The organism is Sphingomonas sp. P4_G2, assembly GCF_056401155.1.
In genome coordinates, this window is the sequence record NZ_JBFUJY010000019.1 from 1 (window position 1) to 15263 (window position 15263).

General features: G+C 65.7%; 14 protein-coding genes and 1 tRNA gene. 10 read left to right on the plus strand and 5 right to left on the minus strand.

Annotated features, from left to right (window positions below):
- Positions 1-134: 134 nt before the first annotated feature.
- The 5 genes from AC1DRD_RS22535 to rplA all read left to right on the plus strand — a co-directional run bounded on the left by AC1DRD_RS22535 (position 135) and on the right by rplA (position 2852).
- Positions 135-211 (plus strand) — tRNA-Trp (locus AC1DRD_RS22535).
- Positions 212-550: 339 nt separating this feature from the next.
- Positions 551-748, plus strand: a complete 198-nt coding sequence (gene secE, locus AC1DRD_RS22540) for a preprotein translocase subunit SecE (RefSeq protein ID WP_066822705.1) — start codon at positions 551-553, stop codon at positions 746-748.
- Between the two features lie 8 nt (positions 749-756).
- On the plus strand, positions 757-1296 hold the full coding sequence (nusG, locus tag AC1DRD_RS22545; RefSeq protein ID WP_066810584.1) for a transcription termination/antitermination protein NusG: 540 nt from the start codon (positions 757-759) through the stop codon (positions 1294-1296).
- A gap of 427 nt (positions 1297-1723) precedes the next feature.
- Complete coding sequence (rplK, locus tag AC1DRD_RS22550; RefSeq protein ID WP_066810582.1) at positions 1724-2155, plus strand: 50S ribosomal protein L11; 432 nt, start codon at positions 1724-1726, stop codon at positions 2153-2155.
- A gap of 4 nt (positions 2156-2159) precedes the next feature.
- Positions 2160-2852: a 50S ribosomal protein L1 gene (gene rplA / locus AC1DRD_RS22555; protein ID WP_478032589.1), complete on the plus strand. Its 693-nt coding sequence runs from the start codon at positions 2160-2162 to the stop codon at positions 2850-2852.
- Between the two features lie 116 nt (positions 2853-2968).
- Here the strand turns inward: rplA and AC1DRD_RS22560 are convergent, their stop codons facing one another.
- Positions 2969-3223, minus strand: a complete 255-nt coding sequence (locus AC1DRD_RS22560) for a hypothetical protein (protein ID WP_478043137.1) — start codon at positions 3221-3223, stop codon at positions 2969-2971.
- A gap of 129 nt (positions 3224-3352) precedes the next feature.
- On the opposite strand from AC1DRD_RS22560, the gene AC1DRD_RS22565 reads away from it, so the two are divergent.
- On the plus strand, positions 3353-3562 hold the full coding sequence (locus AC1DRD_RS22565; RefSeq protein WP_478043138.1) for a hypothetical protein: 210 nt from the start codon (positions 3353-3355) through the stop codon (positions 3560-3562).
- Positions 3563-3977: 415 nt separating this feature from the next.
- Entirely contained in the window at positions 3978-4544 is a 567-nt protein-coding gene (locus AC1DRD_RS22570; protein WP_478043139.1) for a DUF4337 domain-containing protein, read from the plus strand.
- Positions 4545-4560: 16 nt separating this feature from the next.
- On the opposite strand, the gene AC1DRD_RS22575 is transcribed toward AC1DRD_RS22570, so the two are convergent.
- Entirely contained in the window at positions 4561-5436 is an 876-nt protein-coding gene (locus tag AC1DRD_RS22575; RefSeq protein WP_478043140.1) for an alpha/beta hydrolase family protein, read from the minus strand.
- An 81-nt stretch (positions 5437-5517) separates the two neighbouring features.
- Here AC1DRD_RS22575 and AC1DRD_RS22580 point away from each other — a divergent pair, with 81 nt between their 5' ends.
- Together AC1DRD_RS22580 and AC1DRD_RS22585 are read left to right on the plus strand one after the other, a co-directional pair.
- A complete protein-coding gene (locus AC1DRD_RS22580) occupies positions 5518-7239 on the plus strand; it encodes a VanW family protein (RefSeq protein WP_478043141.1) in 1722 nt (573 codons plus the stop codon).
- 55 nt (positions 7240-7294) lie between these two features.
- Positions 7295-8398, plus strand: coding sequence for an FUSC family protein (locus tag AC1DRD_RS22585; RefSeq protein ID WP_478043142.1), 1104 nt, complete (start codon positions 7295-7297; stop codon positions 8396-8398).
- On the opposite strand, the gene AC1DRD_RS22590 is transcribed toward AC1DRD_RS22585, so the two are convergent.
- The 3 genes from AC1DRD_RS22590 to AC1DRD_RS22600 all read right to left on the minus strand — a co-directional run bounded on the left by AC1DRD_RS22590 (position 8358) and on the right by AC1DRD_RS22600 (position 13244).
- Complete coding sequence (locus AC1DRD_RS22590) at positions 8358-9215, minus strand: oxidoreductase (RefSeq protein WP_478043143.1); 858 nt, start codon at positions 9213-9215, stop codon at positions 8358-8360. The two genes, AC1DRD_RS22585 and AC1DRD_RS22590, sit on opposite strands and share 41 nt — an antisense overlap.
- A 103-nt stretch (positions 9216-9318) precedes the next feature.
- A complete protein-coding gene (locus AC1DRD_RS22595) occupies positions 9319-10782 on the minus strand; it encodes a CehA/McbA family metallohydrolase (protein ID WP_478043144.1) in 1464 nt (487 codons plus the stop codon).
- Positions 10782-13244 (minus strand): TonB-dependent receptor, encoded by a 2463-nt coding sequence (locus AC1DRD_RS22600; RefSeq protein ID WP_478043145.1) that lies wholly within the window; start codon positions 13242-13244, stop codon positions 10782-10784. Before AC1DRD_RS22600 ends, AC1DRD_RS22595 begins: the two co-directional genes overlap by 1 nt.
- A gap of 346 nt (positions 13245-13590) precedes the next feature.
- On the opposite strand from AC1DRD_RS22600, the gene AC1DRD_RS22605 reads away from it, so the two are divergent.
- Positions 13591-15263 (plus strand): DEAD/DEAH box helicase (locus tag AC1DRD_RS22605; RefSeq protein ID WP_478043146.1); only part of this gene is annotated, 1673 nt, incomplete at its 3' end.

Below are 15263 nucleotides of genomic sequence, written 5' to 3' on the forward strand. Positions count from 1 at the left end.
CCCACCCGACCTCCCAATCAGGGTATTCTATGGGAGGTCGGGTGGGGGAGCGGGCCGGCACCGTCTCAGCGAAGCTGAAAACGAGTCTAACTATTGCCGCCCGCGCGCGGTGGCGCTACAGGCATCCGCCGCACAGGGGTGTAGCTCAGCTGGTTAGAGCGTCGGTCTCCAAAACCGAAGGCCCTCGGTTCGAATCCGAGCTCCCCTGCCACTCTTCCTCTTCGACCGGATAGTCCCGCTCGCGTTCGATCGCGGCGAGAATCCGGATAGTGGCATGGTCGAGTTCCATGGAGCCTCTCTGATCTGGTACGTTGGGCGGCGAACGCAGGTGGAACCGTCGCGATCCCTCGGAAAATGGTTAATCGCGACGAACGGTCGATTGCGGCGACGCGCTGATCCTTGATCTAGCGCGAACGCTTGCCTTCCGATCGGTGCAGCGCTATTTCCGCCTCAATCCGAAATCGGGATTGATTGTCGTCCGTGCCCCTTGAGGGACCGGGCGGCGGTCCTATGTCCCCAAACTCGGCAACGATTACATAGGTTCAGGCACGTGGCGAAAACGTCCCCCATGGAATTCATCCGGCAGGTCCAGGCCGAGACGCGCAAGGTCGTATGGCCGACGCGTCGCGAGACGGTCATGACCGGGGTGATGGTGATGATCATGACGGTCATCCTGGCGGTGTTCTTCTTCGCCATCGACAAGGTGTTCGACACGGGCGTCGAGTACCTGCTGAGCCTCGCGAAATAAGGTTTCCCATGGCACGCTGGTACATCATCCACGCTTATTCGGGCTTTGAGGGCAAGGTTCGCGACGCGATCCTGTCGGAAGCAAACCGCATGGGTCTCGAGCAACTGGTCGAACAGATCGAGGTTCCGACCGAGACGATCACCGAGGCGCGCCGCGGCAAGAAGATCCAGGTCGAGCGCAAATTTATGCCCGGCTATGTGCTGGCCAAGCTCGCGATGAACGACGACGTCTATCACCTGGTCAAGAACACGCCCAAGGTGACCGGCTTCCTCGGCCCCAACGGCAAGCCCCAGGCGATCAGCGACGCCGAAGCCGCGCGCATGCTCAACAGCAAGGAAGAGGCTGCCGCCTCCGCCCCGCGCCAGCAGGTCAAGGTCGATTACGAGATCGGCGATTCGGTCAAGGTGCTCGACGGCCCGTTCGCGTCGTTCAACGGCATCGTCGAGGAGCTCGATTTCGACAAGTCGAAGGTCAAGGTCTCGGTGTCGATCTTCGGGCGTGCGACGCCGGTCGAGCTGGATTTCGAGCAGGTCGAGCGCAGCAAGTAAGGCGTAGCCTTACGCAGCGACCGCACGTGAATTAGCGGCGCTAATTCACGAGACGGCGTTCGACCGGCCGGCGGGTCGGCGGAGCCGAACCCGACCGACGACGCGGGATTTACTCCCGCGTCGGGCTCCCGAAGTGGATTTGTTTCCCGGTTTCCCCGCACCCCCAGCATCCGACGCGGAAGTGAATTCCGCGTCGTCGGACCTCGCTTCGCGAGGCCGGCCGGACGGGCGCCGTCTCAGGATTAGCTCACGCTAATCCTGTGCGGCTGCGACGCTGTTGCTTCCCGGCCCACTTTCCGCTATCGGCCCGCCCTTCCTAAGCTACAGCTGTGGAATTGCGGGAGGGTTCGCGTCGCGCGCCCGTCTGACCGCTAAACTTGACCTGGGCGGCGGGTTCACCCCCATCGCCCACTACAGAGTGAGTAAAATGGCAAAGAAGATCACAGGCTATATCAAGCTACAGGTGCCCGCGGGTGCTGCCAATCCGTCGCCGCCGATCGGCCCGGCGCTGGGTCAGCGCGGCGTCAACATCATGGAATTCTGCAAGGCGTTCAACGCCGCGACCGGCGACCTCGAGAAGAGCACGCCGATCCCGACGATCATCACCGTCTATGCCGACCGGTCGTTCTCGTTCGAGACCAAGACCCCGCCGGCGACGTTCCTGATCAAGAAGGCCGCGAACCTCAAGTCGGGCTCGAAGGAGCCGGGCAAGGTCTCCGCGGGCAAGATCAAGCGCTCCGAGCTGTCGAAGATCGCCGAAGTGAAGATGAAGGACCTGAACGCCAACGATATCGACGCGGCGACCCGCATCATCGAAGGCTCCGCCCGCGCGATGGGCCTCGAAGTGGTGGAGGGCTGAACCGATGACTTTCGTGAGCAAGAAGAACAAGGCGATCACGATCGACCGCGAGAAGCTGCACGGCGTTGACGAGGCGATCGGCCTGGCCAAGGCCAATGCGACCAGCAAGTTCGACGAGACGATTGAAGTCGCGATCAACCTGGGCGTCGATCCGCGCCACGCCGACCAGATGGTCCGTGGCGTCGTGACCCTGCCCAAGGGCACCGGCAAGGACGTCCGCGTCGGCGTGTTCGCCAAGGGCGCCAAGGCCGACGAAGCGAAGGCCGCTGGTGCCGACGTGGTCGGTGCCGAGGACCTGATGGAAATCGTACAGGGCGGCACGATCGATTTCGATCGCTGCATCGCGACCCCGGACATGATGGGCATCGTCGGTCGCCTGGGTAAGGTGCTGGGTCCCAAGGGCCTGATGCCGAACCCGAAGCTGGGCACCGTGACGATGGACGTCGCCGCGGCGGTCAAGGCGGCCAAGGGCGGCCAGGTCGAATATCGCGTCGAAAAGGCCGGCATCATCCATTCGGGCATCGGCAAGGCATCGTTCCCGGCCGCCGACCTGCGCGCGAATTTCGACGCGCTGGTCGACGCGATCGTCAAGGCCAAGCCGTCGGGCGCCAAGGGCAAGTACGTTCGCAAGCTCGCGGTCAGCTCGACGATGGGCCCGGGCATCAAGATCGACGTAGCCGAGGTTGCGGGCGCGTAAGCGATCGACTGAAGCTTAAACGAGTGGATGGGGCTGGGAGAGCGATCTCCCGGCCCCTTTCGTTTCGTGTTTAGACCATTTCCCGAAGCGTTGGTCCGAGGATCGTTATTGGGTGGTTAGCTGCCCTCGGCGAGTTTCTGTTGCAGAGCGCGGAGCTCGTCGATCGCAGTAGCGATAAGCGTTTCCTTTTCGGACTGTCTCCACGCGGGGGAGCAATCCCACAACACCTTGGCAACATCATCGCGCACCTGAAAAAATCGTTCAGACTGCGCCATTTCCTTGACCAAGCTGTCGACAGGCTCGCCAAACTCCGAAGAGCCGTAGTGCAGTATATCCGTGAGCGGGTGATCGCCCGCCTTCCCGTTCGGCATTCGTTGCTCCTGTTGTTGAGCTACGCTTAGGGGGCAGCATGCGATGTCCGCAACTGGGTCGTTAGCGGTCATCACGCCTCTCCCCTTCGTTTTACCGTATCGGCAGATTTCCCCGCTAACCCAGCACCGATGCGGGACTTCATCACCCTGGCCGCGCCGGCGCTGATGCTCGGGCTGCTCTATTGCGTGTACCGTGCGGTCACGCTGTTCACCGCCTGGCGGCCGGCGGCGGCGGCGGCGTGGGCGACCGACTATAGCGATGCCGAGCGACGCGACGACTTCTGGGGCTTCGGTACCCCGCGCGGCTGGCGGCTCACCGACGCGACCATCAGCGTCTGATCGAAGAGACGGTCCATTACGTCGACGAGCATGGCGATCGGCATTCTGCCGAGGTCAAACGCTATGTCCGCGCGGGCTGGCGACCGGCGGGAGCGCATACGATCTGGTACGACACCGCCAATCCCGACAACGCCACCGCGTTCGGCCCGGGCTACTGGCTGTTGATCGCGTTCGCCCTCGCGGCCGGGCTGGTGACGTTGATCGACGCCGCGATCCGCATCCGAGGCTGAGCTCACACTCCCCTCCCGCTCGCGGGAGGGGCCGGGGGGGGGCTTGTCACGGCACACGGAGATAGACACGCCCTCCCCTAACCCCTCCCGCAGGCGGGAGGGGGATTATCAGCCCGCCTCATTCCCGATTTACGAACTGCCAAAACCGGCCGAAAGAGGCGCCGTTCGCGAGCAGGAGTCGAGCCGTGGAAGTCGAAGTCAGCGCCGAAGCGAAGGACAAGAGGCTCAACCGCGCGGTCGCGCTCACGGTGGTGATCCTGTCGATCTTTACCGGCCTCTGCAACATCAAGGACGGCAACCTCGTCCAGACGATGCAGCAGGCAAAGGCGGATTCGGTCGACAGCTGGAACGAATATCAGGCGACCCGCACCAAGCTGCACATCTCGGAAACCGCCCGAAACGAGATTGCCGTGCTGGCAACCACGCCCGCGACCATCCAATCGTCGAAGGCGACGCTCGCCCGGCTCGACGCGGACATCGCCAAATATCGCATCGAGACGCCCAAGCTTAAGGCGCAGGCCCAGGCGCAAGCCGATAATTACGACGCGCTCAATGTGCATGACGATCAATTCGACGCGAGCGAGGCGGCCATTTCGACCGCGATCGCGATGGCGGCGGTGGCGGCGCTCTCCGAAAGTCCGATGCTCCTGTTCGGATCGTGGTTCTTTGGCGCGTTCGGAATATTCATGGGCATTTGCGGTTTCGCCAAGTTCGGGTTCCACCCCGACGTCCTCAGTAACTTCCTGGGTTGAGGCGCCGCCGACCAGCTTATTTGGGCAGCGTGTCGAGCCAGCGGATGATCTCGCTCTCGAGCCGGATTCGCGCGTCGGACCAGCTGTGATCGGTCGCGACATGGACCGCCGCGACCTTGTCCCCACCCTGCCTGCGGATTGATGCGCCCAGCGCTTCGGCGGGACCGCGCAGCCCGTCGTCGGATGTCAGCAACAGCAACGGCAGTCGCTTGAGACCCGGGGCCGCGTTGATGAAATCATAGGCATCGCTCCTGGCGATCGCTTCGTCGGCTTCGCTCGCGCTAGTTGTTGTGAGCGTCTCCAGCCCGGCGCCCTCGAGCCGCTTGATCGCCGCATCGCGCGGCAGCTTTCCGATCAAGCCGACATCGGCCGCCGATATCGCCGCCGCGCCGATCAGCCCCTTGTCGTGCGCCGCCGTCATCAGCGTGACCCAGCCCCCCAGGCTATGGCCGATCAACACCATCCGCTTGGTATCGCTGCCGAGCGCCGCGACCGACGCGGGCGTGCGCAGATAGGCCAGCACCGCGTCGGCGTCGGCCAGATCGTTGGCGAAGCTATATTGGCCAGGACTGCCCCATGACCCGCGATAGTTGAACGTGACCACGGTCCAGCCCGCTCGCCGCAATGCCTGTGCCAGGTCCAGATTCTTCTCATTGCCGGGCAAGCCATGACACAGCACCACGACGGGATGCGGCCCTGCGCCCGCGGGGACATAGGCGACACCATTGATCGCCACGCCGCTGCTCGGGATGTGCAACACGTCCATCCGCGCGGGGTGCTTCGGGTCGGGCGCGGGATCGGTGTAGATCGCCGGGGGAACCGACTGTCCGGACAATGCGGTAGCAGGTGCGGCGAGCGCGACCAATCCGATGACGATCCGCCTCAACATCATGCGCTTTCCCCCGCCAGCTATCTTGGTCTTGCCTGATAGCGCCTTCGCGCGCGATAGTCTCGGCGAGAGGTGCGGCGTGCAATGAGTGATCGGCTGGCAAACGTCACCGCCCTGCCCGACCGCGCGGTACCAACGCGTGTCGGCAATCTGGTGTTCGAGACCAAGGCCGCATTGCTGCGCCTGCGCCGTGCAGGCGCCGATCTCACGCTCGACGCCCCAAAACGTCATCGCCGAGGCGAGACACTGACGACCGCTCCCGTGCTCGCGACGATCCGCTCGCCGCTCTGGACCACGCGCGGGGGTGCCAAGGACCGCGCGCTCAACGCCGGCAAGATCCAGAATTTGCGCGCGGCGATTTCGGGGCTCGACGGGATCGAGGTCGGCGCGGGTGAAGTGCTCAGCTTCTGGCGCCAGGTCGGCAAACCGCTGCGCCGCCGCGGCTTCGTCGAAGGACGCGAGCTGCGCGAAGGCTGCATGATCGCGACCGTCGGCGGTGGCCTCTGCCAATTGTCCAACGCGCTCCACGAAGCGGTGCTCGACGCCGGGCTGGACGTGGTCGAGCGCCATGCCCACACGCGCGTGGTTCCCGGATCGCGCGCCGAAGTGGGGCGCGACGCCACGGTATTCTGGAATTACCTCGATTTCCGCATCCGTTCGCCGCGGCCGTTCCGCATCGAGGCGCGGCTGAGCGCCGACGAGCTCGAACTGACGATCCGTGGCGACATCCCCGGCGCTTCCGTACCCACTCCCGATGTCCTGACCGGTGCGATCGCGCACGATTGCCTGACCTGCGGCCAGACGACTTGCCATCGCCACGATCCCGACGACATCGATACCAGCACGCCCACCGCTTGGCTGGTCGATGGCGCGAGCCCCGAATTCGCCGCGTTGCTGCGCGACCGAGCCGGGCCGGACGACCTGCTGATGCTGCCGTCGCGCCGGGTTGGCAAAGCCGCGGCGGGCTGGCCCGTCATCGCGCGCGAATATAGCGCCGACCTCGCCGCGCTGCGCCGCTCGCTTGCCTTGCGTGGCATGGGACCGGGCACGCCGCGAGCGCGCGTGCTGCTCGACGCCGATGCGCGGCTGGCGGCCGCCTATGCGCGCAAGCTCGGCGCGACGCACACGCATCTCGTCATCGCGCAGGCGCTGCTGCCGCATCTCTGGCGGGTGGGGGCGTTACGGGGTCGCAGCTTCGAGGTGTTGCTCGACCGCTTGCCGATCGACGCGATGCATCGCGTGCTGGACGCCGCGCGCGATCTTTATCCCGATAGCGCGACGCTCGGCGATTTCCGCGCGCCGGAGGCGATCGCCGCGGCAGAGCGTGCGGCGCTGGGCGAAGCGGTTCGGCTGATCACGCCACATCGCGCGATTGCCGCCCGTTTTCCGTCGGCACGTGTCGACCTGATCGACTGGCAGGCAGCGACGCCCCTGCCCGTTACGCGCGGCGGCCGTACTTTCCTGTTCGCGGGCCCTGCCCTCGCGCGCAAAGGTGCGCATGCGATGCGCGAGGCAATGGAGCAACTCGACATCGCGTTGTTGATCGAGCGCCCAGGCGAAGAGCAACCGGATTTCTGGGGCGATCGCGACGTTCGCCTGGCCCAGGGAGTGCCGGGCGAACTCGCCGGCGTGATCCTGCCCGCGATCGTCGAGCATCGCCCTGCGACCTTGCTCCGCGCGCTTGCCGCTGACTTGCCGGTGATCGCCACCGAAGCATGCGGCCTGCCGCCGCAACCGGGCCTGACGCTGATCGAACCCTGCGACGCAACCGGCTTGCGCGACGCGATCCGGCGACTGCTTTCCTAAGCTTGGCTCATCGTCTCCTTGCCTCATCATGGAGGCCAGCCCTAGCCGCGCGAGCATGAGCCCTGCTTTTTCTCGAGCTGTCCACGGCACCCGCGCGGTGTTCGGCGGGGCGTTGGAATGGGACGGCGCGGATGCGCTCGATCCCTCGGCGATGGCGGTCACCGCGCTCGGCATGGGCGTGCCGATCCTGATCGGCGTGTTGATCGGGCGGCCCAATATCGGCCTGGCCGCTTCGCTCGGCGCGATGTGGGTCGGCGCCGCGCCGCGCGGCGCAAGTCTGAAAGAGCATTGGCGGATCGTCCGTGACATCGTCGTCGCGGCGATCGCCGCCGCGGTGGCGGCCGCGATCATCGCCCAGCACGGACCGCGGAGCGACGTGGGGCTGGTGCTTGCCGCCGGTGCCGCGGCGCTGCTCGGCGGATTCAGCCGGCCGATGGCGGTCGCGAGCCAGCGCTTCATCATCTTTGCAACGATCGGACTCGGTGTCGCGGCGCACACGCCCAACCGGATCGCCCTGGTGGTTCTCATCGCCGAGGGGGCATTATGGGCGGCGCTCTGCGGGTTGGCGATCGGTGTGGCGGCGCGGCGATTCGACATCGGCTCGATCGTGGCGAGCGAACGCGAATCGACCGCGAGCTTCGAGCAGAAGTTCCGTCACTGGCGGACGATGCTCCGGACTTGGGCGGCATGGAGTTACCCGGTCCGGTTGACGGCCTGCCTCGCCTGCGCCGCCGCGATTCGGGGCGCGTTCCCGCAGCATCACTACAGCTGGATCGCGGTTGCCGTCGCCTTGCTCACGCAACGGCAAAGCGACAATCTCATCGCCAAGGTCTCGCAGCGTGCGCTTGGCGTGGCGGCGGGCGTGGTGGCGACCGAAGCGATCGCTATCCATCCGCTACCGGGCTGGGCGCTCGTCGCGATCATCGCGACGCTCGCGGCGCTGAGCCCGTGGCTCAGGAACCGCAGCTATGCCGCTTATACCGCGGCAACCACGCCGCTGATCATGCTGCTGACCAGCGGCGGCGAAACGATCGGTCAGGGGCTGCTGATCGACCGGCTCGTCGCGACTCTCATCGCGGCGGGGTTGTTGATCACCACGTTCCTGGCCGCCAGCCGGTTTATGCTTCCGCCATCTCCGGATAATCGGCGCCCAGGCTGAGGTCGCGGTCACCCTCGATGATCGCCAGACGCTCCTTCAGCTTGGCCACCGCCGTCTCATACGCGAACCTGCCGAGCACCAGATGGCGTGGCACATCGGCGCGCGACACTACCTCGATGATCGCCTCGCCGGCGCGGACCGGGTCGCCCGGCTGTTCGCCGCTATAGCCGCTGGTCGTCGCCATGCGCTTGCCCGCGGTCTCGGCATAAGCCGCGATCCGGTTCTTGGTCTGGCGCAGCGATCGGCCCGCCCAGTCGGTGCGGAACGGCCCCGGCTCGACGCACATCGCGGCGATGCCGAGCGGCCCGACCTCGGCGCGGAGGGAATCGGTGAAACCCTCGACCGCGTGCTTGGTCGCGGAATAATAGCCCGAGGCAGGGAAGCCGAGCAGACCGCCGACCGAACTGATATTGACGATATTGCCGCTGCCCTGCTCGCGCATCACCGGCAGCACCGCGCGCGTCACCGCGAACAGGCCGAAGACATTGGCATCGAACTGGTCGCGGATTTCCTGTTCCTCGCCTTCTTCGATCGCGCTTTGATACCCATAGCCGGCATTGTTCACGAGCACGTCGATCCGGCCGAACCTGTCCTTCGTCGCCGCCACCGCCGCGTCGATCTGCGCTTTATCGGTGACGTCCAGGTCGATCGCCAGGGCGCGATCGGGCGCGATCTCGACGATATCGGCAACGCGATCCTTGCCGCGCGCGGTCGCCACCACGCGCCAGCCGCGATCGAGCACGAGTTTGGCGAGCTCACGGCCGAAGCCGGTCGAGCAGCCAGTGATGAACCAGACGGGATCGGCGGGGAGCGTCATCAGGGCACCTCTTATTGGGGAAGATCGCACCAAGAGAGATGGGATCGCGGGCGCCCGGCGACAACCGCCGGACGCCCGTCACCGGACTGCGAGAACCAACGCCTCAGCGGCAGTCGATATAGACGGGGTTGCCGATCAGCAGCAGCCCGGTCTTGCCGCGCACATTGGCGCTGATCCAGCCACACGCTCGTGCACGATCGAGCGATACCTTCATGCGCGCATCGTCGCTGTCGATCGTCGAGCCCAGGCCGGCCAACGCCTTGCCATTGGCGATGACCTCGACCGCCGCGCCGCGTACGGCGACCAGGTGCAGTTCCATCGACAGCGTCGCGTTGGGACGCAGCCGTTCGCCCATTACCGCACGACGCCCGCCGGATACGACCGCCATTTCGAGCAAACGGTCGCGCGTCCCCTCGGTGTCGATGAACACGTTGCCGCGCTTGATCCCCGCGGTGATGCCGGGGACCGACAAGCTGTCGGCATAGACCACCGTGGTTGGCCGTCCGATCCGCGACGGGCCGTCGGGGTCGTGCGTATCGCTGCCGCCGATCCCGGTCAGGCGCTTGCCTTCGTTGAGCCGGGCGTACCAGAAACCGAGCCCGGCATAGGGGCCCTCGACATTGACGCCGTTGACCGCCTCGACCGCGGTCACTTGGCTCCAATCGGTGTCGGTCCACAGCCAGCCGCAGCCCATGCAGATTTCGCCACTCGGCGACGCCGGATGGTTGATCGACATGATCGCGCCGGCAGCGGCGATACTCTTCTGAAGCGCGGGAAGATTGGGAACGCCGGGCGTGCCGACGCGGAAATCGACGAAGCGCGACGGTCCGAAGATGTTAATGTGGCCGCGAAAGGTGGTGACCTCGACCCCGGGGATCAGCAGCATCTTGTCGAACCAGGGCTGCAACTCGCGCAGATCATCGAAATGCGCGACGGTATTGTGGTCGGTCACCGCGATGAAATCGAGCCCCAACGCGCTCGCCGCCTCGACCGTCCGGAACAGCGGACACGGCACCTTGCGCCCAAGCTGGCTCTTGCAACTGCCGTCGCTGTTGGCGTCGTGCATATGAAGGTCGCCGCGATACCAATCGGGTCTGTCGACGAGCGGCGGGTTGGCAATCGCGGCGCTCGCGCGCGCCGAGCTGCCGCGGTCGAAATAGACCCTCACCGTATAGGCGGCGCTGCTGTTCGGGCGAGCATTGGGCACCCCGAACTGGACGTGCCAACGGCCGGTCGGGATCGGTCCCGGCAGGTAGCCCGGCGTCGCGTCGCTCGGCGCGATCGTCACTTTGTCGTACGAGCCGCCGCTCCAGCCGCGAAACTGCTTCGAATCCCACACGCCGAGGTCGATCACCGTCTTGTTGGTCTTGTCATAGGACAAAGCGACCGTGATCCGCTCGACGCCCGCGGGGACGTCGAACGGAATCTCGCGATAGGTCTGCGCATCCTTGCCGGCGATGACGCCGGCGACGGTCACGTCGGGCTGCGCCTGATCTTGGCCGGCCATCGCCGCCGGAGCGGCGAGGGCGGCCAGGATCAGCGCGACGAAAAGATGAAATCTGCGCATCAGAAGGCGAAGTCGACGGCGAAGCGGAAATTGCGGCCGAAGATCGGCCGGCCGATGAACAATTGGTCGTTGGCCTGACCGCTGGTCAGCTCACCCGCGCGCGGATTGCCTTCGGTTAGCCCGATCGCGTTGGTCAGATTGTCGCCATAGGCCCAGAACGAGATGCGGTCGGTCAGCTTGAACCGCACGCTGGCGTTGAGCACGGTATAGGCCGGCAACTTCGAAATGTTGGCGGCATCGGCATAGCGTTTCGAATAATGCTCCACGTCCATTTGCGCGCGGAAACGCCCGTCGAGCAGGGTCACCGCCGGGGTGGCGCGCAGCCCGAGTTTGGGGACGCGGAGCAGCTGGTGACCCGAATAATCGCGCGGGATCAACGTCGTGCCAGACAGTTCGTTATACTTGAGATTGTGGAAGGTCGGGTTCTGGATCGTCGCGTTGATCGTGAGGTCGAACCACGACACCGGCCGGATCGTGCCTTCGAGCTCGACGCCATAATCGCGGGTGTCGGTGTAGACGGTCTGGGTGATATAGCCCAACGTCTTCGGGTCGAACTGGGTGTTGCCGATCGAATAGGCATCGAAATCCGTCAGGAACCCGGTCGCGTAAAAGCTGACCAACGGGGTCGAGAGCTTGAACCCTGCTTCCCACATCTTGATCCCCTGCGTCACCGGCTGCGCGTTGGCGGAGGTGATGAAGCTGCCCACGCTCGGCATGCGGAATGCCGAGGTATAGCGCGCGAACACCCCCGCGCTGTGGCTGAACTGCCAATCGGCGCCGATCGTGTAGCCGACATGGTCGAAATTGCGGTCATAGGGCGTGAAGACGCCGTTGCCGGTCAGCACCTGATCGTCCGCGAGAGTGGTCGGGTCGCCGAGATTGACGGTCTTCTGGCCTTCCTGCGCGCCCTTGGCGGTGACCTTTTCCCAGCGGATGCCGCCGTCGAGGCGCAATTGCGGCGTGATCTGCCACTCGTCCGAGCCGTAGAGGGCGAAGACGTCCGACTTGCCATAGCCGTTGGCGAATTCCGATCCGTAGCGGCTGACGCCGTTCTGGGTCAGCGCGCCGACCACCTGACCCGCCGCGTTGAGCGCGACAAGATCGAGCAGCCGCGAATTGCCCGACACGTCCTGCACGGTCGAGGCCGAGTAGCGTTTGAAGGTCTCGCGGATATGCGCGTAATAGAAGCCCAACGCGAAATCGTGCGTCATGCTGCCCATCTGGAAACGGTGGGCGAGATGGAGGTCATCGACGAACTCGCTCTCGTCGACCGTTACCGGGCGCGCCGCGTTGATGAACACGTCGCCATTGCCGTTCTGGTTGGCCACGTCGAACGCCTGGCCGGTATCGACATAGCGGAGCTGGACATTGGTCGCGCCAGGATAAGCCTTGAGCAGCGACGATCCATATTGCGTCAGCAGCGCCGCCGCTGTGCTGATCGAGGCGGGATAGACGCCGTTGCGCACCGTGTTGCTGTCACGATAGCGCGCCTTGTTCGACAATTTCCAGCCCGGCGCGAATTCCCAATCCGCCATCGCCGAATATTGGTTGAGCCGGATGCGCGTCCCCTGGGTATTGTCGAAGAACACCGGGCCGTTGGCGCTTTTGAGCGTCAGGAACGCGGTCTCGCGGCTGGCGGTGGTGTCGTAATTGGCGTTGAATCCAGGCAGGCTGACGATATTGCCGTCCGAATCCTTGGTCAGCGGGATGCCGGTGTAGAAGATCGCGTCATCCGCCAGATGCTTGTAGCTGAGCGCGATCTGCGCATTGCCGAAATCCTTCGACAGATCGGCGCGGATCTGGCCGCCTTTGTTGCCGGTATAGCCGGGATCGCGAACCCCGCGCTCGTTGCGGTAGAAACCGCCCACATCGAACTTCCAGCCGTCGGCCAGCGGCGTGCCGACCCAGCCATCGAAGCGGAACAGGTCCGCGGTCGGCCCATAAAGCACGCGCGCGCGGCCCGACAATTCGTCGCCCGGCTTGCGGGTGATGAAATTGACCACGCCGCCCGGCGCGTTCGAATAGAAGACCGACGAGGGACCGCCGCGCACCACTTCGACGCGGTCGATCGACTCATCCATTCGGAATGCCTGGTCGGCGTTGAGATAGCCCAGCGCCGGATCGTGCTGCACCGGCAGGCCGTCCTCGAGCAGGTTGATCGATCCAAACCCGTCGACCGGGATGCCGCGCGCGCGGACGTTGCCCGATCCTTCGCCGCCCGATGCCTCGACCCAGAAGCCGGGGACCGACTTCAGCGTCTCGGTGACGCTGGACGCAGCCCGCGAGCGCAGCGCATCGTTGTTGAGCGTGGTGATCGCATAGCTGGTATCGAGCTTGGTGCGCTCGCCCGCGCCGGCACGGCCGGTGACGACAATGTCCTGGTCGGTCTGCGCGTCGGGCGCCGCATCGCTGTCGACAGCTACCGGTGCGCTCTGGGCAAGTGCCGCGGGGCTCGCAGTCAAGAGAAACGCTACGATTCCGCAGCGCACGGTAAGTGCTCGGTTGGCCACCCTTTTATCCCTTTTGCTGGTGCAGCGATTCTGCTGTCGCGCCGCGCCTAGGGATGGGTTTTTGCAGAGCGGTGACGCGCCGGTGTCAGCGCTGTGACGTCACCGGGTCAGTTTGATTGCAAAGAGGGTGAGCGCGCTCTTTTGTGCGCTCGCCCATAACCCAAGTCTATGCCTCCACTCCCGCTTTTGCCAAATCGCCAAAAAGCGGGTAGAGGCCCTGACCAATCCACATCCGTACCGCGTTACCTGCCCGGCGCCAGTCGCTCCGGGCCGACGCCGTTATTGCCATCGAGACAGAATGCCCTTTTCCCACCTTCCCCCGTTGCTTGCCGAGGCGCTGACCGCGCGCGGTTACGAAGCACTCACTCCCGTCCAGGCCGAAGTCAGCAAGCCTGAGTCCAATGGCCGCGACCTGCTGGTGTCCGCGCAGACCGGGTCGGGCAAGACCGTCGCGTTCGGCCTCGCCATGGCCGAGGAGCTGCTCCACAAAGGCCAGACCCCGCCCGCCGGCGCGCCGCTCGCGTTGGTGATCGCCCCGACCCGCGAGCTCGCGCTTCAGGTCGCCAAGGAATTGTCGTGGCTCTACGCCAAGACCGGTGCGCGCATCGCCACCTGCGTCGGCGGCATGGATCCCTCGCGCGAGCGCCGCGTGCTGGCGCAGGGCGTGCACGTCGTCGTCGGCACGCCGGGCCGCTTGCGCGATCACGGCGAGCGCGGTGCGCTCGATCTGTCGAGCTTGCGCGTCGCCGTGCTCGATGAGGCCGACGAGATGCTCGACATGGGCTTTCGCGAGGACCTCGAGACCTTGCTCGACGCCGCCCCCGCCGAACGCCGCACCTTGCTGTTCTCGGCGACGTTGCCGCGTCAGATCGTCGCGCTCGCCAAGAAGTATCAGCGCGATGCGCTGCGCATCTCGACCGTCGGCGAAGAGCGCGGGCATGGCGACATCTCCTACCAGGCTGTGGCGGTCGCGCCGGCGGATATCGAACATGCGGTGATCAACCTGCTCCGTTTCTACGAGGCGGAGACGGCGATGCTGTTCTGCGCGACGCGCGACAATGTCCGGCATCTCCATGCCAGCCTGGTCGAACGCGGCTTCGCGGCGGTTGCCTTGTCGGGTGAGCATTCGCAGAACGAGCGCAACCACGCGCTCCAGGCGCTGCGCGATCGCCGCGCGCGCGTCTGCGTCGCGACCGACGTCGCAGCGCGCGGCATCGATCTCCCCACGCTCAGCCTCGTCGTCCATGTCGAGATGCCGCGCGACGCCGAAGTCCTCCAGCATCGTTCGGGCCGCACCGGCCGTGCCGGCAAGAAGGGCACCGCGGTGCTGATCGTCCCCTATCCGCGCCGCCGGCGTGTCGAGATGATGCTGCGCTCGGCGCGCATCGCCGCCGAATGGGTGCCGGTGCCGACCGTCGACGACATCCGCACCAAGGATCGCGACCGCCTGATCGAGGCGCTGAGCCAGCCGGTCGAGCCCGATCCCGACGATTGGGTGATCGGCGAGGAGTTGCTCAAGAACAAATCGCCGCAGGAAATCGCCGCGGCCTTGGTCCACGCTCACCGGGCCGCGATGCCCGCGCCCGAGGAAATGATCGACCGCGTGCCCGAGGGTCCCAAGGCGCATCACCGCCAGGGCTTCGACGACACCGTGTGGTTCCGCATGAATATCGGCCGCCGCCAGAATGCTGATCCGCGCTGGATCCTGCCGCTGATCTGCCGCCGCGGCGGGATCACCAAGAACGAGGTCGGCGCGATCCGCATCCAGGCCAACGAGACCGGCTTCCAGATCCCGCGCGGCATCGCGGCGCGGTTCGCCGCCGCCGTACTCAAGAGCGCCGGCGCGGACGGCGAGGACGATAGCGGCGTGCGGATCGAGCCGGTCGAGGGCTCGGGTCCCGCACCCGCGCCTGCGCCGGCCCGCGCGACGCTGCACCGGGCCGCACCGACCGGCGACGGCCAGGGCGGCGC

Coding starts and splice junctions, on each gene's coding strand:
- nusG (WP_066810584.1), top strand. CDS start 757: ATGGCACGCTGGTACATCATCCACGCTTATTCGGGCTTTGAGGGCAAG.
- rplK (WP_066810582.1), top strand. CDS start 1,724: ATGGCAAAGAAGATCACAGGCTATATCAAGCTACAGGTGCCCGCGGGT.
- rplA (WP_478032589.1), top strand. CDS start 2,160: ATGACTTTCGTGAGCAAGAAGAACAAGGCGATCACGATCGACCGCGAG.
- AC1DRD_RS22560 (WP_478043137.1), bottom strand. CDS start 3,223: ATGCCGAACGGGAAGGCGGGCGATCACCCGCTCACGGATATACTGCAC.
- AC1DRD_RS22565 (WP_478043138.1), top strand. CDS start 3,353: ATGCGGGACTTCATCACCCTGGCCGCGCCGGCGCTGATGCTCGGGCTG.
- AC1DRD_RS22575 (WP_478043140.1), bottom strand. CDS start 5,436: ATGATGTTGAGGCGGATCGTCATCGGATTGGTCGCGCTCGCCGCACCT.
- AC1DRD_RS22580 (WP_478043141.1), top strand. CDS start 5,518: ATGAGTGATCGGCTGGCAAACGTCACCGCCCTGCCCGACCGCGCGGTA.
- AC1DRD_RS22585 (WP_478043142.1), top strand. CDS start 7,295: ATGAGCCCTGCTTTTTCTCGAGCTGTCCACGGCACCCGCGCGGTGTTC.
- AC1DRD_RS22590 (WP_478043143.1), bottom strand. CDS start 9,215: ATGACGCTCCCCGCCGATCCCGTCTGGTTCATCACTGGCTGCTCGACC.
- AC1DRD_RS22595 (WP_478043144.1), bottom strand. CDS start 10,782: ATGCGCAGATTTCATCTTTTCGTCGCGCTGATCCTGGCCGCCCTCGCC.